Raw genomic sequence first — 18,301 nt, forward strand, 5'->3', positions numbered from 1 at the left:
ATGTTGCCCCTTTCTACGCCGGCTGCGCCGCGGCTTCGCGAGCGGTCACGATCTCGGCGACCCGTTGGGCCGTGGCACCCGGATCGCCACCGGCTAGGGGCCATCCCCGGGCCCGCACCAGATACGCCGTCGCCGCGGCCTCGGCCGAGACCCCAAGGCCGCCTTGGATGTGGACCGCCATGGTCGCCGCCCTGGCGGCCTCCTCGGCCATGAAAACGAAGGCGGAGGGCGCCAATTCGGGTCGTTCTTCGGGTTCGTTGTCCAGGAACCAGGCGGCGCGTCGAGCCAGGTTACGTCCGCCTTGGACGGTGATGGCCATGTTCGCGAGGGGGTGCGAGATCGCCTGCAGCGTCGAGATGGGCACGCCCAGCGTGTAGCGGGTCTTGGCGAACTCGGCGGCGATTGTCATGGTCTCCTCTACCAGCCCGACGAGCGTCGCCGCGGTCAGCAGCCGCCATTCGTCCAGCGCCAGCCGGTAGCTCGCCAACGCGTCGGGCCCTTCGGCGATGACCTCGCGGGTGTCGGCGGCCGCCGGGTCCACCCAGGCCATCGGCAGGCGGCCGATGTTGTCGACCTTCGCCGGGCGGGTGGCGAAGGCCAGGCGCACGACGTCATGGCCCTCGCGGACGATGATCTGGTCGGCGATGGAGCCCGAGGGGATCAACCGCGGACCGCGCCCCGCGTCGATGCGCGGGTCGAGCGCGGCAAGCTGTTCGCCGTCGGCTACGCCGGCGGCGCCCTCACCCAGCGCGCCGAGACGGCCCAGCAGCCGCGCGGTGCAGACGTGATCGATCCACGGAACCGGCGCCAGCGACCGGCCGATCTCCTCCGCCACCAGGGTGAGGTCGACCAGGGTGGCGCCGTCACCACCGCACGATTCCGGCAATGCCATCGTGGTCGCGCCCATGCCGCACAACCTCTCCCAGAGGTTTTTGTCGAACCCGGATGGCTCTGCGGCGCGGACTGTTTCGATGGGACAGTGGGTCTTGAAGAACTGCTTGTAGGCATCCCGCAGGGCCACGTGGTCGTCGGACAGGCTGTAGTCCAGTCGGCGTAGTTCGAAGCGGTCCATCGTCAGTGCTCCCGTTCTCGGTCAGGCGCGGTCGCCGAAGAAAAAGTCCTGCGCATTGTTGTAAAGGTAGTTATCCAGCACCTCGGCCGGCAGATCAAGGGCACGAGCCTCAGGGATGACGCGGCGCATGGGTAATACCGGCCAATCCGACGCGTAGATCACCTTGTTGGGACCGCGCGTGCGCATGTAGTGCAGCAGGCTCTCCGGCAGCCGCTTGGGCGACCAGGCCGACGTCATGAGCCGCAGGTTCGCGTACTTCAGCAGCAAGCGAATCGCCACATCCCACCACGGGTCGGCGCCGTGAATCATGCACAGCCGCAATTCGGGAAATCGCACGCATACGCGGTCCAGATGCATGGGGTGCTGGACCTCGCCGGGAATGGGCGGTCCCGGGATCCCGGTATTGACACAAAGCGGAAGCTCCAGTTCCGCGCACTTGGCATAGAGCGGGTAGTACACGGCGTCACTGGGCGGGTACTGACCGTCACCCCAAAAGCTCGGCCCCACCACGGCATACGCGACGGGCAGGTCGCCCGCGACGGCGGCCAGTTCCCCCAGGGACCGCACCGGGCGCAGCAGGTTGACCCCGCCCATGGCCAACGCGAACCGGTCCGGCTTGGCCTCGACGAATTTGCGTGCGGTCGTGGACGGGGCGGCAAGCGAATCCATCAGAATCGCCTTCTGCACACCCTGCTCGTCCATCTCGGCGAGCAATTCGGAGAGGTCGACCGGGGCGAACATCGACTCCGGTCCCTTGAAGTAGTCATCCCTGACCTTGAGCATCCAGGTCGGCTGGGATTCGGCTTCCCCGAAGTGGACGTTCACCAGGCAGTCAATCGCTTTGGTGTTCATGACTTCCTTCGAGGTCGGACGGCACCAGCGTGGTCACCGGAACCCGTTGTATGGCTTGCTCTCTGGCCCACCGATAGTTGGGCTTGCCATTGCCGAGGCGTTCGATCTGCTCGACGAAGATGAAGGCCTTGGGCGCCTTGAAATGCGCCAGTTGCGCCGTGCACGCATCGTAGAGGGCTTCTTCACCGGGCCGCGCATCGGGATGCGGCGCGACGAGCGCGACGACCTCTTGCCCCCACCGTTCGCTTGGCCGCCCTACCACCAGGGCATCGGCGACGCCCGGTTGTGCGCGCAGCACTTCCTCGACCTCTTCGACGAAAACCTTTTCGCCACCGGTGTTCACCACCAGCGAATCGCGGCCCAGCAGGCGGATGGTGCCGTCGGGTTCGAGCACCGCTCGGTCGCCGGGTATCACCAGCCGCCGGCCGTCGATCTCCGGGAAGGTCCGTTGGGTGGCCTCGGCGTCACCGAAGTAGCCGAGCGGAATGCGGCCGGTCCTGGCGGCCCAACCGACTTCCTGCTCACCGGGCCGCACGAACCGGCTGCGGTCGGCCGAGACCACCGTGGCACCCTCCCGGGGTTGGAACGTCTCGCTGGCGTGTCCCTCGCGGCTGTGACCGAACGCCATGTTGCCGCTTTCGGAGGACCCGTAGCCTTCGATGATCGTGATGTGCGGCAGGCACTCCATCAGCGCGCGTTTGTGTTTCGCGTTCGTCGCGGCCCCACCGGTGCCGATCGCGTGCAGCGAGGACAGATCGTAGGAACGCGCGCGCAGCTCGGCGATCAGCGGCCCGGCGTATGCATCGCCCACCATGGTCATCATGCCCACCTTCTCGCGCTCGGCGGTTTCCCAGACCGAGCGCGCATCCAGCCTGCTGCGGTCGTCGTAGAGCACCACGGGCAGGCCGGCGCAGAGCGCGGAGAAGGCGGTCCACATGCCGGCGGCGTGCATGAGCGGGGAGACGGCGAACCACGGCTGGCCGCCCGCGGCGACCTTGTCGTGGATCTCGGTGACGCTGGCATGGTCGGCGCCCACCATCGAGGACACGTACATGTCGCTCTGTCGCCACAGCACACCCTTCGGTCGCCCCGTCGTTCCGCCGGTGCACATCATGATGAGGTCGTCCGGGGAGCCCGCCTCCTCGCGGTACGGGCTGGCGGCGGCCAGGGCATCGTCGAGCGAGATCGCTTTCGGCAGTTGGGGAACCGTGCTGCCGTCATCGATCGAGATCAGCAACTCGGTACCGATCGGCGGCAGGACGTCGGCGAACCGGGCACCGAGCGAGCGGTGATAAATGATGCCCCGCGGGCGCACGTAGTCGAGCAGGTCGCGGATTTCACGGGGCGAGTAGTGGTGATTCACGTTGACGGGGACGGTGCGCGCCTTGAGGCATCCGATGACCATGTCGGGGTACAGGTCGTTGTACATCAGGAGCGCGATGCGGTCCTGGCCGCACTCCCAGCGCTGTAGCTCGTCACGGGTCGCATACACCCCGAAACCCTTGCCGCTGAGGTAGTTCGCCAATCGGTTGGTGCGGACCGTGGATTCGGCGAACGTGCTGGTGCGGTCGCCGCACACGGTCATCAGCCGATCCGGCACGACGTCGGCGATGGCGTCGAGGACCGCGCCTACAGTCCATTCACTCATGGCAGCAGCGACTAGACGGCCGACGGGACCGGCACGCCGAGCAGGTCGAGGGCGTTGTCGCGCATGACTTTCCGGATGTCGGACTCGCTGAAGCCGTTGAGTTCAGCCGCGAAGGACACCGGCGTCTCGAGGCCTTCGCCGTGCGGCCAGTCGGACCCGAACAGGATCTTGCCGATGCCGATGACGGTGGCCAGCTCGGGCAGATCGTCCTCGTAGTAGGGAGCGATCCACACGTTGTTGCGCAACTGTTCCACTGGGTCCTCGGGGAAATGGCGCGGGTAGTTGTTGGCCACCTTCTTCAGCCGTTTGATCAGCCGATGCACGAAGTAGGAGCCGTTTTCGATGCTGACCGCCCTGAGCGTGGGGTGTCGGGTGAACACGCCGTGCACGATCATTGAGGCCATCGCGTCGTGGATGGCGCGGTCGTCGAGGAGAACCTGATCCAATGGATCCTTTTCGCCGAACCCCTCGAAGGTCGCCTTGCCGCCCCACTGCGCCGCGATGTGCAGGTACCCGCTGTCGCTGAGGTGAAAGCCCACCGGCACCCCCGCCTCGGCCAGCCGCGCCCACACCGGGTCATGGCTGGGGTCGCCCAGCGACCTCGGCCTGACGACACCGGGCACCGGCGCCGGCCGCACCAGCACCAGCTTGGCGCCTCGCGCCAACACGAAGTCCACCTCTTCGAGCGCCTTGGCCGGATCGGCCAGCGAGATGATCGGCGCGGCAATGATTCGGTGATCGGGCCGATCGAAGCCCCAATCCTCGTCCAGCCACAGGTTGAACGCGTGCAGCGACGCCATCGTCGCCTCGATATCGTGTTTAAGCGCCTCCTCGACGCCGCACGCGAAAGTCGGCAGCATGAACACCGTTTCGATGTCCTGGGTGTCCATCACCGCAATCCGCGCGTCGCGGTTCTGGTACTCGGGGTGGTCGGCCAGTCGCTCGACTTTCATCAGCGAGGCGGGATCGACGCCCTCGGGGATCTCGCCGCGGAACAACAGGTCCAGGCAGCCCGGCACGATGATCGGGTCGAAGGTCGGGTTGGGGATGAAGTGGTTGACCCGGTCACCGATCACGGCCCACGTGCGCTTGCCGTCGTTGAGCATCTGCACGCCCCGCCTCTTGAACTTCTTGTCCAGGTGGCGGGTGAACGCGTCCAGCGGCTCGTAGTAGTGGTTATCGACGTCGATCGCCTTGTAACCCAATGTGGCCATGATCATCCTTTCCGGGCGTTACCGGCGAACACTAAGCGTCGGTGGAGTCGAGCGAGGGAAACCGCGGGGGGCGCTTCTCGAGGAAGCTGGTGATGCCTTCGATGACGTCCGGACGCGGCATCGCCTCGTGCAGCAGGACCTCGGCACGCGACGTGGCGTCCGCGACGTCGCGGGTGGCGTCGCCGTACACCTGCCTCTTGATCACTTCCATGGACGCCGGCGAACAGTTGCGAGCGATGTCTTCGGCGTAGTCCAGCGCGCGCTTCATCAGATCCTGGGGCGCAACCACTTCCTTGACGAGGCCGAGCTCGGCCGCCTCCTCGGCGAGAAAGGTACGGCCACTCAACAGCAGGTCCAGGGCGACGCCCCAGGTGGTGAGGCGCGGCAGGATCCAGGAAATGCCGAACTCGGCGATCAGTCCGCGACGGGCGAAGACCGCGGCGAACTTGGCGCCGGCGGCCGCGAACCGGACGTCGCACATGAGGGCCTGGGTCAGGCCGATGCCGACGCAGGCGCCGTTGATCGCCGCGATGACGGGCTTGCGCAACGTGGTGACGAAATGCGGCGGGCGGTCCCCGACCAAGTCGGCGAGGTCGGTCCGACTCGCCTTCTCCATCGTGTCGCCGTAGCTCTGGCCGGAATTCGGCGTGCCCAGGTACGCGCCGGCGCAGAAACCCTTGCCGCGTCCGGTCAGCACAACCACCCGGATGTCCCGGTCCTGTTCGGCGCGGTCTATCGCGGAGTAGAAACCGGCGGCGATGTCCGGCCCCCAGGCGTTGAGGCGGTCCGGACGGTTGAAGGTCAGAATCGCGACGCCGCTGCCGGTGGCCTCGTACAGCACTGCGTCCTCGGAAGCGCCGTCGCCGCCCCGACATCTCCCCCGGCACCTCCTCAAGATTCCGACCGGATTTCGCGATGTTTTGTACCCATACTGTATACCTATCGGTACCGTTTTCCACAACCACCGCCAGGCCCCCTCGAACCCCAGCCCAACAGGGAGTTTCGACCTACTGAACCGCACCATCGAGGGCGGTCGGCGACGGCGGATCGTCCCGCCTGCGGCCATGTCTGTGGCGAGCACCACGTCGCGATCACGTTTTCTCCGACCGCCTAAGAGGGAAAGCGACTACAGACACCCATTAGAGGGAGGGAAACGCATGGTTGACGAAAAGAGCGGCCCGATCGAGTTGATCCAGGGCATCGTCGAGGCTGTCTTCGGCAAGGCCAAGGAGATCATCGGCACGATCATCGGCCGCAACGATCTGGTCAACGAGGGCCAGGCCCAGCAGGACAAGGCCGACGCGCAGCGCAGCGCGGCGAAGAAGGAAGCCGCGGCTGAGAAGGCCCGTGGCAAGGCCAAGGCTGCGGAGGCGCGTGAAAAGGCCGAGCAGCAGTAAACGGTTTGCGAGCGGCCCGGCCACCGAGGTGGCCGGGCCTTTCGCTATGCGTATCATCCTGCCTCGCGCGTGGTCTGGCGATCGCTAGGTGCCGATGAGCCCCAGTCGGCGATATGCCTCCTCGATCTGCGACTTGGCCTCCGGCGGCAACTCCGCCTGCGGCGGCCGGGAATGCGGATAATCGCCGATTGGCAACCCCAGTAGCGAGGCGGCGTATTTGAACGCGCCACCCCAGTGAGTGAAGTAATCCGGCCGTCCCGGGTAGCACGTCCACCAGGATCCGACGTCGAGGTCGAACTGGTCCAGGCCCGACTCACGGCCGAAGTCCATCGCTTCGAGCAACTTGTCGCTTTGCACCAAATCCCAATAGTGGGAAAACAATCGCCGCTGCGGAGTCTCGAACAGGTAGCCCGTGGTGCCCAGTTGCGCCGGGCATACGATCCCGTCGCGGAGCCAACCGGCGCGATACACGGTCTTGTCACATTCCCACAGCACCAGACCGGGCGCCAGCTGGTGCAACATCCGGCTGCTCGCCGGCCGGAAGGCCCCTTCCTTGGTGGCGCACACTGCGGGCACCTCATCGTAGATCCGTGCGCTTTCCGCCGCGGTCAGCACGTAACCCGACGAGGGCGAGTTGAACATCCCCAGCGCGATGTCGGTGCGCGCGGCGATGTATTTGAAGAATCGCAGCACCCCCTCGCCGCCGTGCACCTCCATCATCGGCGTCTGGATGTAGACGATGTCGGCGCCGGCCTCCTGAGCGTGCAGCGTCAAGTCCAGGCAGTCCTTCGCCGTGATGGCCGCCGTGCAGGCCTGCACGACGACATCCGGATTGGCGGCACGCCCTTCCTCAATCGCCACTTCCAGCAAGCGTTTTCGCTCGACGATGGTCAACGACCAGAATTCGGAGAGGCCGCTGGTGCACCACAGCATCGGGTGCCCGAGGTCGTCGACGCAGTAGCGGACCAGCGTCCGGTATGCCTCCCAGTCGATATCGTCGCCGTCCGCGCCGCAGAACGGGGTGTAGAGCGAGTCGCCGATTCCCCGCAACGCCCCGCGCGCCCAGGCGCGGGCCTCACTTGCCCCAGCCACAGCGACCTCCTTCTTCTCAACCGACTTCTTCGATCCGGGCGCTCAGGTGAAGTCCGAACCCCCGTCGACGTTGATGTTGGCCCCCGTCATGTAGGAGTTGCGCCGCGACGCCAGGAACGCGACCACCGGCCCGATCTCCTCCGGCAGTCCCGCCCGCGGCATGTGCGCCGGATGGCCGAAGTGCTTGGCAATGGCGTCCATTAGCGCGTAGGGGTCGCCGCCATCAACACCGACCGACTTCGCCCAACCGACCAGCGATTCGGACGCGATGCTGCCGGGCGACACCACGTTGACCAAGATCTCATCCTTCGCCAGCAGCAGCGACAGGTTCTTGGAGACGCTCGTCAACATCGACTTGGCCGCCGTGTAGGCGGGCAGCATGACGCTCTGCCGCTGGGTCGAGTGCGCCGAGAAGTTGACGATCCGCGCCCATTGCGCCTTGCGCAGCAGGGGAAGCGCGGCTCGTACGCAGCGCACCATCCCCATCACCCCGTCTTCGACGGCTTGGCGCCACTGCTCGTCGGTCAAATCCTCGAACGTGCCGACCACGCCCGGCCCGACCGTATTGACGAGCACGTTGAGCTCGCCGCCCCATCGCCGGGCGAGGTCGGCGAATGCCTCGTCGACCTGTCCCGGGTCGGCGACGTCCGCGACGAGCCCGTAAGCATCCGGGCTACCGCGCCCCGTCATATCCGCGACCGCGGAGTCGAGCGCGTCGCGACTGCGGCCGACCACCGCGACCCGGGCACCCTCGTCAGCGAGGCAACGGGCCGCGGCCAAACCCATGCCTCGACTACCGCCGACCACCACCGTCGCGGCATTCGCCAGGCCTAAATCCATGGCAATTCCCGTGGCTCATCGGAGGACTCGGGGAATGGCCTGTGCCCGGTCATCTTCGCCCGTCCAGCCTTCGTTACCAAAAAGCCTACGATAGGTATTACAGTAGCAGATGGAAAATTGCACGAAAGGCGGGTTGACGGTCATCGTCGAGCGGCGACACGCCAATGGATGCGCAGGTGAGTCGGTGGGGCTCTTCGACCGCATGCACAGGATACATCGTGATGGAGGTGCCCGTAGTGGCCAAGCAGGCTACCGCCGATAAGCGTCAACGACGCGAGCGCGGATCCATCAATCCCGATGACATCATCAGTGGCGCATTCGAACTCGCGGAGCAAGTATCGATCGACAATTTGAGCATGCCGCTGCTGGGCAAACACCTCGGCGTCGGCGTCACCAGCATCTACTGGTACTTCCGCAAGAAGGACGACCTGCTCAACGCGATGACGGACCGCGCATTGAGCAAGTATGTGTTCGCCACCCCCTACGTCCAGGCCAGCGACTGGCGCGAGACATTGGCCAACCATGCGCGCCTGATGCGTAAGACGTTCATGGGCAATCCAATTCTGTGCGACCTGATTCTGATTCGCGCCGCGCTCAGCCCGAAGGCGGCGCGGCTGGGTGCCGAGGAGATGGAGAAGGCCATCGCCAATCTGGTCGAGGCCGGCCTGTCGCCGGAGGATGCCTTCGACACGTACTCGGCGGTTTCGGTGCACGTCCGCGGCTCGGTGGTGCTGCAGCGGCTGTACGAAAAGAACCAATCCTCCGACGAGGGCGCCCGCGCGATCGAGGACGCCGTCGCCATCGATCCCGAGAAGACGCCCTTGCTGGCCCAGGTGAGCCGGATCGGTCACCGGATCGGCGCACCCGACGAGACCAACTTCGAGTACGGCCTCGGCTGCATTCTCGATCATGCCGCCCGCTTGATCGAGGAGGGCAGGGGATCGAAACGCGGTAAGCCGGCGCCGTCGCGGCAACGCAAGGCCGCCAAGGCGCCTGGGTCGCGGGCGCGCACCAGCGCCCCGGCCGCGCGCTAGCCGCGCCGTCGAACCCGACTACTACGCTTCGGGTTCCGGCACGTGGAAGTACTCGTCGCGGAGCCGGAACGCTTCCTTGGTCCCATGCTGTGCGCGGGTCTTGACGAAGTTGAACTCGCCAGGCCCGAATTGCAGGTTGGTTCCGAAGGCGTGGAAGAGGTAGCTGGCGACTTCCTCTCCCTGGTACGCCTGACTCTGTTCGACGAGGCGGAACGCCTCCTTGGCGATGACCACCCCGTCGGCGGGCATCTTCGCCGCCTTCTCGGCCCAATACCGCGCGCGGCCCGGGACCGCGGCGGAATCGCATGTGTCGGTGAAGATTCCGAGATGTTCCAGCTCGCCGGCCTCGATGATGTCCCCCGTCAATAGCAGACGCCGGGCCAGCACCGGCCCGAGCCGGTGGAAGAACATGTGCAGGCTGCCGAGCGCGGGGCCCAGGAAGCGGGTCGCCGGCATGCCGACCTTGGTGTCCCGCGCGATCACCGAGATGTCGGCCATCAGCGCCAGCTCGAAGCCTCCACCGAGCGCATAGCCCGCGATCTCGCCCACCGTGACCTTCGGGAAGCCCATGAAGTTGTGGTAGAAGCCAAAGGACTTGCGGTCCACCGTGAGTCGACGGCGCTGACTGGGGCGGCGCCCGGCCGGCGCGTCGTCGCCGTCCGCTCGGCCCTGACTGCCGTACCAGCCGTAGGCGTTGTTCATGTCGGCCCCGGTGGAAAAGACCCCGCCGGCACCGCGCAGCAGCACCACCGTCAGGTCGTCGTCCTCGGCCACGCGGTCCAGGCACCGGGCGACGGCCTCGCGCATCGGGGCGTCGTAGGAGTTGCGTTGCGCCGGATTGTTCAGCGTGATCGTCGCGATGCGGCATTCGCGGTCGACCTCGAAGAGCACGCGATCGTCCGGGGGGTTCGGGTCTGTCATGTATCGGACTCCTCTCGCCGCCTGCTGAATTGAAACGCGGCCAGCTCTTGCGGCGGCGACGCCAGGGTGTTCACCTCGCCGGTGCAGAGCACTTCGTCGTCGAGCAGCAACCGTGCCGTCGACGCGATCCCGCGGTCGATCTGTGAGCGAGCGATGTCGAACCGCAACTCGGTCAACATGGGCGTCGGTCGGCGGAACGTCACGACCAGCGACCGCGTCTTGCCGGAAAGGCCCGTGACGCAATTGTGGTGCTGGATCACGCAGTCGAAGAAGACGCCGAGAAAGCCGCCGTGCACCAATCCCGGCGGCCCCTCGTAGACCAGCGGGAAGTTGACTCGCCCGGTCGCCTTGTCGGCGTCGAGGTGATCGAACCGGTACTCGGGAAAACAGGGGTTGTAGGCGCCGATGTCGGTCGCGTGGTTGAGATAGACGCGCCGGGGATCGTCGGGGGAATCGCCGATTCGCGGTGAGTTGTCCGCCGGCGCCGCGCCGGCCAGTTCCCGCTCCCACTCGGCGAACTTCTCGACCATGGCGTCGACCGTGGGATGGGGATGTTCGAGTGCCACCAGCAGTGAGCTCATTCGCCGCATCGCGGCGGCGGCGGCCATGGTCTGGGCGAGGGGCCGCTCGCCGAATCTGGCGTCGGCGGCGCGCGTCGACCCGGGTTCGGCCCGCCCCTCCGCCCGCTCCTCCTGCAAGGCCATGCATCTCTCTTTTCGCTCGGGTTCCGGCCCGGCTATTTCCGGCGGCAGCGTACCCTGCTAACTTATACAGCGTATCAATCGTATTGCCTACTGTATGGGTAACCGTATCGGCAGAAAGGCCGGATTCGACGGTGAGTCAGGAGGCCGACACGGCCGGTGCCGACGGTTCGGTGACAGCGCGCCGCGACGGTGTGGTGTTGCGGGTGACACTCGACCGCCCGTCGCGGCGTAACTCGTTGAGCCAGCCGATGATTGAGGCGTTGGTCGACGCGTTGACCGATGCCGCCGCCGATGATTCGCTGCGGGCCGTGCACATCCGGGGCGGCGATGACTTCTGCGCCGGAGTCGACTGGGTCGCCGCCAACGACACGCAGCGCCCCCGTGCCGGTGATCTGGTACGGCGGATACCCCATGGCGCTCACCGCGTGATCGAGCTCGTCGCGAGCATCCAGCTTCCCGTGCTCTGCAGCGTGCGAGGATGGGCCGCGGGCTTCGGCTGCAACCTCGCGCTGGCGGCCGACTTCACCCTCGCCGCGACCGACGCCGTTTTCTGGGAGCCGTTCGTGGAACGGGGCTTCAGCCCCGATTCGGGAGCCACATGGCTGCTGCCCCGGCTGGTCGGCCTGGCACGGGCCAGGCGAATGCTGCTGCTTGGCGAGAAGGTCAACGCGCCGGACGCGGCCGACTGGGGATTGATCCACCAGGCCGTCAGCCCCGCTGAGCTCGACGACGCCGCCGAGGAGTTGCTCGAGCGGCTCGCGTCCGGGCCGACGGCGGCGATCGGCCTGGCCAAGCAGGCGCTGAGCTTCGGCCAGCACGCGACCCTGAACCAATCCATGACCCAGGAGCTGTTCAACCTCGAACTATCCTGTCGAACAGCAGATTTCAAGGAAGGCCTGAACGCCTTCCGGCAGCGACGCGCGGCGAAATTTCAGGGCCGATGAGGGAGCAGGATGCCTACTGACTCGTTCGACACCGTCAACTACGAGGTCGACGGGCATACCGCCACTATCACGCTGAACCGGCCGGACGCCCTCAACGCGCTCAGCCCGCACATGATCACCGAATTGCGGGCCGCATACGACGCGGCCGAGAACGACGACAAGGTCTGGCTGACCATCGTGACCGGCACCGGTCGCGCGTTCTGCACGGGCGCCGACGTCACGGCCATCCCCGAAGACGGCAAGGTCATCTACGAACGCCCATACCTGTCGACCTACGACCAATGGGAGGCGCCGCAGGAGGGCACTCCCCCGTTTCGCTCGGCGGCCAAGCCAGTGCTCGCCGCAGTCAACGGGTTGTGCTGCGGCGCCGGCATGGACTGGGTCACCACATCGGACATCGTGATCGCCTCGGAGCAAGCGACTTTCTTCGATCCTCATGTGAGCATCGGGCTGGTGGCCGGCCGCGAGATGGTGCGGGTGTCGCGCGTGCTGCCCCGCTCCATTGCTCTGCGGATGGCGTTGATGGGGAAGCACGAGCGGATGAGCGCACAACGCGCCTACGAACTCGGGTTGATCAGTGAAATCGTCGAGCACGACCGGCTTCTCGAGCGGGCGCGCGAGATTGCCGACATCGTCAACTCCAATGCGCCCCTGGCTGTTCGGGGGACTCGGCTGGCCATTATCAAGGGTCTCAATGTGCCGTTGCACGAAGCCGAGATCATGGCAGAAACCTTCCGCGAGCGCGTATTGCGCACCGAGGATGCGACCGAAGGGCCTAAGGCCTTCGTGGAGAAACGCAAGCCCGATTGGCAATGCCGATGACGTTCGAGACCATCCTGCTGGAGGTCGACACGACCGACCGGGTCGCGACCATCACGCTGAACCGGCCCGCACAGCTGAACGCGTTCAACCGCACCATGTGTGAGGAGATGGCCCGGGCCTGGCGCGCGGTCAAACTCGACGATTCGGTCAATGCGGTGGTGCTGCGGGCCGCAGGCGACCGCGCGTTCAGCGCCGGTCTCGACGTGAAGATGCCGTACGGTCAGCCCGAGAACATCTGGAATCACGAGGATCCCGGTGAGTCGCTCAGCCCAAAGTGGCAGAAGATGTGGAAGCCTGTCGTGTGCGCCGTTCGGGGCATGTGCACGGCGGGGGCGTTCTATTTCGTCAACGAATCCGACGTCGTCATCTGCTCGGAGGACGCCACCTTCTTCGACTCGCACGTGTCGGCCGGCCTGGTCTGCGCGCTGGAGCCGATCGGCCTGATGAGGCGCATCGGCCTCGGCGAGACGCTGCGCATCGCGCTGATGGGCAACGACGAGCGGGTAAGCGCTGACACGGCGTTACGGATCGGCTTGGTGTCGGAGGTGGTCCCCGCCGAGCGACTCTGGGACCGCGCGCACGAGATTGCGGCGGCGATCGCCGCGAAGCCGCCGACCGCGACTCAGGGCACGGTGAAGGCGATCTGGGAGTCGCTCGACAAACCCTATCGCGCGGCCATGGAGCAGGGACTGATTTATACCCGGCTGGGCAATCCGCTCGGCACGGCCGAGCTTGCCGCCCAGAGGAATTCCGGCGGCGAAGGCACCGCGCGCACCCCGAAGACGCGTTGATGCCGCCGCACCCGCTGAGCCAACGGATCGCCGGTGTCCTCGATCTGCAGCCGGATGCGAACGCCATCGAGTATGCGGGCCAATGGATCTCCTGGGCTCGCGTCAGCGCGTTGGCGCAGCGCATCGCCGGCCTCACCGCGGGCGGCCAGGCCGGGATGCTGCTGCGCAACCGCCCCGGCCAGGTTGCGGCCTTCCTCGGCGTGTTGCTGGGCGGCGGCACCGTCGTCGCCATCAACCCGTCACGCGGTGACGCGCGCACCCGGGCGGACGTCGCCGGGTTGCGGCTCCCACTGATCATCGGGGAGGACGCCGATCTGGCGGCACTCGTGCCCGCGACGACGGGGACCATGGCGGTAGCGATCTCGGCCGCCCTGGACGATCCCCGCCCGGACTGCGCGATGGTTCCCCCCGCACCGCAGGCCGACCCGCGGCCCGGCGTGGCGGTACGGATGCTGACCAGCGGCACCACGGGAAAGCCCAAACGAATCGACCTCGGCTACGACATGCTCGCGCGCAGTGTGATGGGCGCCGATGCCGACCGTGCCCCGGCTCCCACGGAGCTGCGGCGCGGAGTCGCGATCGTCAACTCGCCGCTGGTGCACATCGGCGGCGTGTTCCGCGTGCTGCAATGCGTCGCCGAGGCAAGGCCGTTCGTGCTCCTCGAGCGATTCGAACTGAATGCATGGATAGATGCGGTGCGCAGGCACCGGCCGCGCACCGTATCGCTGGTGCCCGCGGCCCTGCGGACGGTGTTGCACTCCGAGGTGCCGAAGGCCGATCTGGAGAGCATCCGCGCGGTCACCTGCGGGACGGCCCCCCTGACGGCCGAGGACGCCGACGCCTTCGCCGAAAAGTACGGCATCCCGGTGCTGACCTCTTACGCGGCAACGGAATTCGGAGGCGGTGTGGCGGGCTGGACGCTGCCCGACTACCAACGATATTGGGCCGCCAAACGGGGCAGCGTCGGCCGCGCCAACCCCGGTGCCCAGCTGCGAGTGGTCGGCGACGATGGCTCGCCGCTCGGCCCCGACCAGGTCGGCCTGCTCGAAGTCAAGCCGGGCCAGCTGGGGCCGACGGCCCCGTGGATGCGGACCACGGACGTGGCGCGCATCGACGCAGACGGCTTCGTCTGGATCGTCGGGCGGGCGGACCAGGCGATCATCCGCGGTGGGTTCAAGGTAATGCCCGACGACATCCGCACCGCCCTGGAAAGCCACCGCGCGGTGGCCGGTGCGGCGGTGGTCGGTCGCTCCGACCCGCGCCTCGGCGCGACGCCGGTTGCCATGGTGGAACTGCGCGAGCCCGGCTCCACCGAACCCGATGCGTTGGTGGAATATCTGCGGACGCGGCTGGCGCGCTACGAGATTCCGACCGAGATCGCGATCGTCGACGTCATCCCACGGACACCGTCGGGCAAAGCCGATCTGGGCGCGGTCCGGCGCTTCTTCGGCGCGGCCCGCAGCGACCATGCGCGGTGACGCCACCACGGTCGCCGAGGTCCTGGCACACCAGGCGCACTCGCGCGGGGACCATGCACTGCTCGTCTGCGACGGCGACCGCATCGGTTATGGCGAAGCCGAGGCCCGCTCCGCCGCGCTCGCCCGCGGGCTGATCGCGGCCGGTGTGGGCAAGGGCACCCATGTGGGCCTGCTCTACCCCAACGGCCCGGAGTTCGTCGTCGCGATGCTGGCCGCGGCGCGCATCGGTGCCGTGGTGGTCCCCTTCTCCACATTCGCCACGGCCCGGGAGTTGCGCGAGCAGCTGCTAGACAGTGACGTCGAAATACTGCTGAGCGCGGCATCTTTCCGCACCCACGACTATGCGCGGCGGCTGGCCGGGTTGCTGTCCGATCCAGACTTCGAATCCGACCGCCGCTTGTCGTCGCCCGCGGCGCCACAGCTGAGGGACGTCGGCATCGGCTACCCCGCCGAAGCCGTGGGGCGCGCCCGCGGCATCGACCGGTTCTACCGGCTGGCAGATACCGTGGCCCCCGAGCTGCTGGCCGCGACCGAAGAGGATGTCCGAGGCTGCGATCCGCTGGCCATCGTCTACACGTCGGGTTCCACCAGCGCCCCCAAGGGGGCCGTGCACACCCACGCCGCGCTGCTCGCACATCAGCGGAACCTCAACAAGATCCGCGGTTTGGCGGCCGACGACAAACTGTTCTGCAATTCGCCGTTCTTCTGGATCGGCGGTCTGGCGTTCGGGCTGCTGGCGACCTTGGTCGCCGGGTCGACGCTGGTGTGCTCCAATGCCGGCGATGCCGGTGCGACGCTCGACCTGCTGGAGGCCGAAAGACCCACTGTCACCAACGGTTTCAGCGCCGGGATCGCTCACCTGGCCGAGCATCCGAGCTTCGGTCGCCGAGATTTGTCATCGATGCGCCGGGGCAACCTGTACCCCATTATGGCCCCCGACGTACGACCGGCCGATCCCGAGCTGCGGCACAACATGCTAGGCATGACCGAAGCAGGCAGCGTCGTGCTGATCAGCGGCGACGAAACCGATCAACCCGCCCACCGGCGCGGGTCGTTCGGCAAACCGGCACCCGGCTTCGACATCAGGGTCATCGACATCGAAACCGGAGAACCGGTTCGCATCGGCGAGGCCGGCGAGCTGTGCATCCGCGGGCCGTATGTGATGCAGCACTATTACGGACGTAGCCGTGAGGAGTGCTTCGATGCCGACGGCTGGTTCCACAGCGGCGATTTGGTGCGCACCGACGCCGACGGGTTCTTCTTCTACGTCGGTCGGCTCAACACGATGATCAAGACGGCGGGCGCCAACGTCTCGGCGGATGAGGTCGAACGCGCCATCGCCAGGGTGACCGGCGGACTGACGGCCCACGTCGTGGGAGTCCCCGATGCCCGACGCGGACAGCTGGTCGCGGCGGTCGTGGTGATGCCGGACGGCGCCGCCTTCGACGAGGCGGCGCTGCGCGACCGGCTGAAGGCCGAATTGTCGGCCTACAAGATCCCCCGGCACTTCGTCGCCGTGCCGCGCTCCCAACTCCCCTTGCTCTCCAGCGGCAAAGTTGACACGCAACGTCTGAGGAAGCTCCTCGATGGTTGACTCGACAGCCAGGGCCACCATCGACGGACTCGTGCGTTCCCGCGCCGCCGGCTGTGGGGACAAGCCGATGGTCATCGACCCGACGTCGCGAACCAGTTACCGCCAACTCGACTCGGTAACAAGGGATCTCGCCGCGGTGTTCATCGAAGCCGGCGTCGGTAAGGGCACTCGGGTGGGGCTGATCATGCCCAACGGCACCCGCTGGGTCGAGCTGGCCGTTGCCCTGACCCGCGTGGGCGCCGTGCTGGTGCCGCTGAGCACCCTGCTGGCGGCGCCGGAACTGGCGGCGCAACTGCGGGCCGCCGCGGTGCAATTCCTGGTCAGCGTCGAAGAATTCCGGGGGCACCGCTACCTCGACGACCTCCCGCCCCGGACCGATCTCCCCGCCTTGCGCGAGGTCTGGACGGCCGAGCGGCTGGCCGACGCGACGGCCGGGGATCGGGCCCGCCAACTCGTCGACGCCATGACGGGGACGGTCAGGGCCGCCGACCCGTTGGTCATCATGTTCACCTCCGGCAGCAGCGGGCCGCCCAAGGGAGTGGTGCATTCTCACGGCAGCGCGCTGGGCGCCGTGCGGTCGGGCCTGGCGGCGCGTTGCATCACCGCCGACACCCGACTGTATCTACCGATGCCGTTCTTCTGGGTGGGCGGCTTCGGTAGCGGAATACTGTCCACGCTGTTGGCCGGCGCCACCCTGGTGACCGAGGACATACCCCGCCCCGAGACGACGCTGCGGCTGCTCGAAGCCGAACGGGTGACGCTGTTTCGCGGTTGGCCGGACCAGGCCGAGACACTGGCGCGGCACACGGTCACGGTCGGTGCCGACCTGTCGGCGCTGCAGCCGGGAAGCCTGCAGGGCCTGCTCCCGCCCGACCGGCGGGCCCGGCCCGGGGCGCGCGCCACGCTGTTCGGCATGACGGAGGCGTTCGGGCCTTACTGCGGCTACCCCGCCGACACCGACATGCCCGAGACCGCGTGGGGCAGCTGTGGGAAGCCGTTCGGCGGCATGGAGGTGCGCATCGTCGATCCCGACGGCGGCGAACCTGTCCCGGCCGGATCCGTGGGCATGATCCAGATTCGGGGACCGCACACACTGCGCGGCATCTGCGGTCGCAGCCGGGAAGAGGTTTTCACCGCCGACGGCTTCTACCCCACCGGCGATCTGGGCCGCCTCGACGGGGACGGGTTCCTGTTTTACCACGGGCGCTCTGACGACATGTTCAAGGTCGGCGGCGCCACGGTCTATCCCGGCGAGGTCGAACGGGCGCTGCGCACCATCGATGGCGTCCGCAGCGCCTTCGTCACCAACGTGCCGGGAACGGCGGGTCAGCGGGTGGGCGCGGCGGTGGTGTGCGACGCCGCCGTGTCCGCCGAGATGCTGACACGGTGCGCGCGAAAGCTGCTGAGTGCCTTCAAGGTACCGACGGCGTGGCTGCTGCTGGATTCCGACGACGAGGTACCGCGCGGTGGCACCGGCAAGGTCGATACCGCCCGGCTGCGGGAGATGTTGCGCGACGCGAATCGGAATTAAGAGACCCGCGTCCAGGGTTGACAGTTCTGCGACTCGAAGGCCTTCACCGAGGTGTTGATATTCGCATACATCGGGCCGATCGACGTATTCGTCTGCAGCACATGGTCCTTGTTCGCATCGGGCGTGCTGTAGGTGAACCAGGAACACATCGAGTCCTGGGTTGGCACATTGTTGATCCAGACGCCGAAAGCCGACCCGGATCCGCCCGTGTGGTAGAGGCCCGGTGCGATGTCAGGCCCCACGACGAACACCCCGTTGCCGGGGATCGGGTCGAGTGGGTCGGCGACGGCCGGTGACGCAAGGGCGACAGCTGTCACCGCCGATACGAGTAGGGCCGACGCGCGAATCGTTCGGGGCACTTTTCCTC

The 18,301-nt window shown here is 67.1% G+C and carries 18 protein-coding genes; 8 read left to right on the forward strand and 10 right to left on the reverse strand.

Features of this window, described 5'->3' with window-relative positions:
* Positions 1-13: 13 nt before the first annotated feature.
* From G6N51_RS11400 to G6N51_RS11420, 5 genes are read right to left on the reverse strand one after another with little or no spacing between them, the layout of a single operon-like run.
* On the reverse strand, positions 14-1,072 hold the full coding sequence (locus tag G6N51_RS11400) for an acyl-CoA dehydrogenase family protein (RefSeq protein WP_083170297.1): 1,059 nt from the start codon (positions 1,070-1,072) through the stop codon (positions 14-16).
* Positions 1,073-1,093: 21 nt separating this feature from the next.
* Complete coding sequence (locus tag G6N51_RS11405) at positions 1,094-1,924, reverse strand: amidohydrolase family protein (RefSeq protein WP_083170295.1); 831 nt, start codon at positions 1,922-1,924, stop codon at positions 1,094-1,096.
* Positions 1,905-3,572, reverse strand: a complete 1,668-nt coding sequence (locus tag G6N51_RS11410; RefSeq protein ID WP_083170292.1) for an acyl-CoA synthetase — start codon at positions 3,570-3,572, stop codon at positions 1,905-1,907. The genes G6N51_RS11405 and G6N51_RS11410 overlap by 20 nt, the downstream gene beginning before the upstream one ends.
* 11 nt (positions 3,573-3,583) lie before the next feature.
* Positions 3,584-4,786, reverse strand: coding sequence for an amidohydrolase family protein (locus G6N51_RS11415; protein WP_083170510.1), 1,203 nt, complete (start codon positions 4,784-4,786; stop codon positions 3,584-3,586).
* A gap of 31 nt (positions 4,787-4,817) precedes the next feature.
* On the reverse strand, positions 4,818-5,627 hold the full coding sequence (locus tag G6N51_RS11420; RefSeq protein WP_232078340.1) for an enoyl-CoA hydratase: 810 nt from the start codon (positions 5,625-5,627) through the stop codon (positions 4,818-4,820).
* A gap of 316 nt (positions 5,628-5,943) precedes the next feature.
* Between G6N51_RS11420 and mbp1 the strand changes: the two genes are divergently transcribed.
* Positions 5,944-6,183, forward strand: a complete 240-nt coding sequence (gene mbp1 / locus G6N51_RS11425) for a microaggregate-binding protein 1 (RefSeq protein ID WP_083170288.1) — start codon at positions 5,944-5,946, stop codon at positions 6,181-6,183.
* An 84-nt stretch (positions 6,184-6,267) separates the two neighbouring features.
* On the opposite strand, the gene G6N51_RS11430 is transcribed toward mbp1, so the two are convergent.
* Both G6N51_RS11430 and G6N51_RS11435 read right to left on the reverse strand, forming a co-directional pair.
* Complete coding sequence (locus G6N51_RS11430) at positions 6,268-7,275, reverse strand: dihydrodipicolinate synthase family protein (RefSeq protein WP_083170286.1); 1,008 nt, start codon at positions 7,273-7,275, stop codon at positions 6,268-6,270.
* Positions 7,276-7,317: 42 nt separating this feature from the next.
* Entirely contained in the window at positions 7,318-8,115 is a 798-nt protein-coding gene (locus G6N51_RS11435; protein WP_083170284.1) for an SDR family NAD(P)-dependent oxidoreductase, read from the reverse strand.
* A gap of 221 nt (positions 8,116-8,336) precedes the next feature.
* On the opposite strand from G6N51_RS11435, the gene G6N51_RS11440 reads away from it, so the two are divergent.
* On the forward strand, positions 8,337-9,149 hold the full coding sequence (locus tag G6N51_RS11440; protein WP_083170282.1) for a TetR/AcrR family transcriptional regulator: 813 nt from the start codon (positions 8,337-8,339) through the stop codon (positions 9,147-9,149).
* A gap of 21 nt (positions 9,150-9,170) precedes the next feature.
* Here the strand turns inward: G6N51_RS11440 and G6N51_RS11445 are convergent, their stop codons facing one another.
* Together G6N51_RS11445 and G6N51_RS11450 are read right to left on the reverse strand one after the other, a co-directional pair.
* Entirely contained in the window at positions 9,171-10,070 is a 900-nt protein-coding gene (locus G6N51_RS11445) for an enoyl-CoA hydratase/isomerase family protein (protein WP_083170280.1), read from the reverse strand.
* A complete protein-coding gene (locus tag G6N51_RS11450; protein WP_083170278.1) occupies positions 10,067-10,774 on the reverse strand; it encodes a hotdog family protein in 708 nt (235 codons plus the stop codon). The genes G6N51_RS11445 and G6N51_RS11450 overlap by 4 nt, the downstream gene beginning before the upstream one ends.
* A 131-nt stretch (positions 10,775-10,905) precedes the next feature.
* On the opposite strand from G6N51_RS11450, the gene G6N51_RS11455 reads away from it, so the two are divergent.
* Genes G6N51_RS11455 through G6N51_RS11480 form a run of 6 tightly spaced genes read left to right on the forward strand, consistent with a single transcriptional unit; the run spans position 10,906 to position 17,934 of the window.
* Positions 10,906-11,718, forward strand: a complete 813-nt coding sequence (locus G6N51_RS11455; protein ID WP_083170276.1) for an enoyl-CoA hydratase/isomerase family protein — start codon at positions 10,906-10,908, stop codon at positions 11,716-11,718.
* A gap of 9 nt (positions 11,719-11,727) precedes the next feature.
* A complete protein-coding gene (locus G6N51_RS11460) occupies positions 11,728-12,540 on the forward strand; it encodes an enoyl-CoA hydratase/isomerase family protein (protein WP_083170274.1) in 813 nt (270 codons plus the stop codon).
* The gene (locus tag G6N51_RS11465; protein ID WP_174814312.1) at positions 12,531-13,331 is read left to right on the forward strand and encodes an enoyl-CoA hydratase/isomerase family protein; all 801 of its coding nucleotides are present in this window, start codon (positions 12,531-12,533) and stop codon (positions 13,329-13,331) included. The genes G6N51_RS11460 and G6N51_RS11465 overlap by 10 nt, the downstream gene beginning before the upstream one ends.
* Entirely contained in the window at positions 13,331-14,809 is a 1,479-nt protein-coding gene (locus G6N51_RS11470) for a class I adenylate-forming enzyme family protein (protein WP_083170272.1), read from the forward strand. The genes G6N51_RS11465 and G6N51_RS11470 overlap by 1 nt, the downstream gene beginning before the upstream one ends.
* Entirely contained in the window at positions 14,799-16,403 is a 1,605-nt protein-coding gene (locus G6N51_RS11475; protein WP_083170270.1) for a class I adenylate-forming enzyme family protein, read from the forward strand. The genes G6N51_RS11470 and G6N51_RS11475 overlap by 11 nt, the downstream gene beginning before the upstream one ends.
* Positions 16,396-17,934: a class I adenylate-forming enzyme family protein gene (locus G6N51_RS11480; RefSeq protein WP_083170268.1), complete on the forward strand. Its 1,539-nt coding sequence runs from the start codon at positions 16,396-16,398 to the stop codon at positions 17,932-17,934. Before G6N51_RS11475 ends, G6N51_RS11480 begins: the two co-directional genes overlap by 8 nt.
* Here the strand turns inward: G6N51_RS11480 and G6N51_RS11485 are convergent.
* Positions 17,931-18,293, reverse strand: coding sequence for a hypothetical protein (locus G6N51_RS11485; protein WP_083170266.1), 363 nt, complete (start codon positions 18,291-18,293; stop codon positions 17,931-17,933). The genes G6N51_RS11480 and G6N51_RS11485 overlap by 4 nt on opposite strands.
* Between the last annotated feature and the right edge of the window lie 8 nt (positions 18,294-18,301).

Origin of the sequence: Mycobacterium paraseoulense, assembly GCF_010731655.1 — a bacterium.
GTDB lineage: Bacteria > Actinomycetota > Actinomycetes > Mycobacteriales > Mycobacteriaceae > Mycobacterium > Mycobacterium paraseoulense.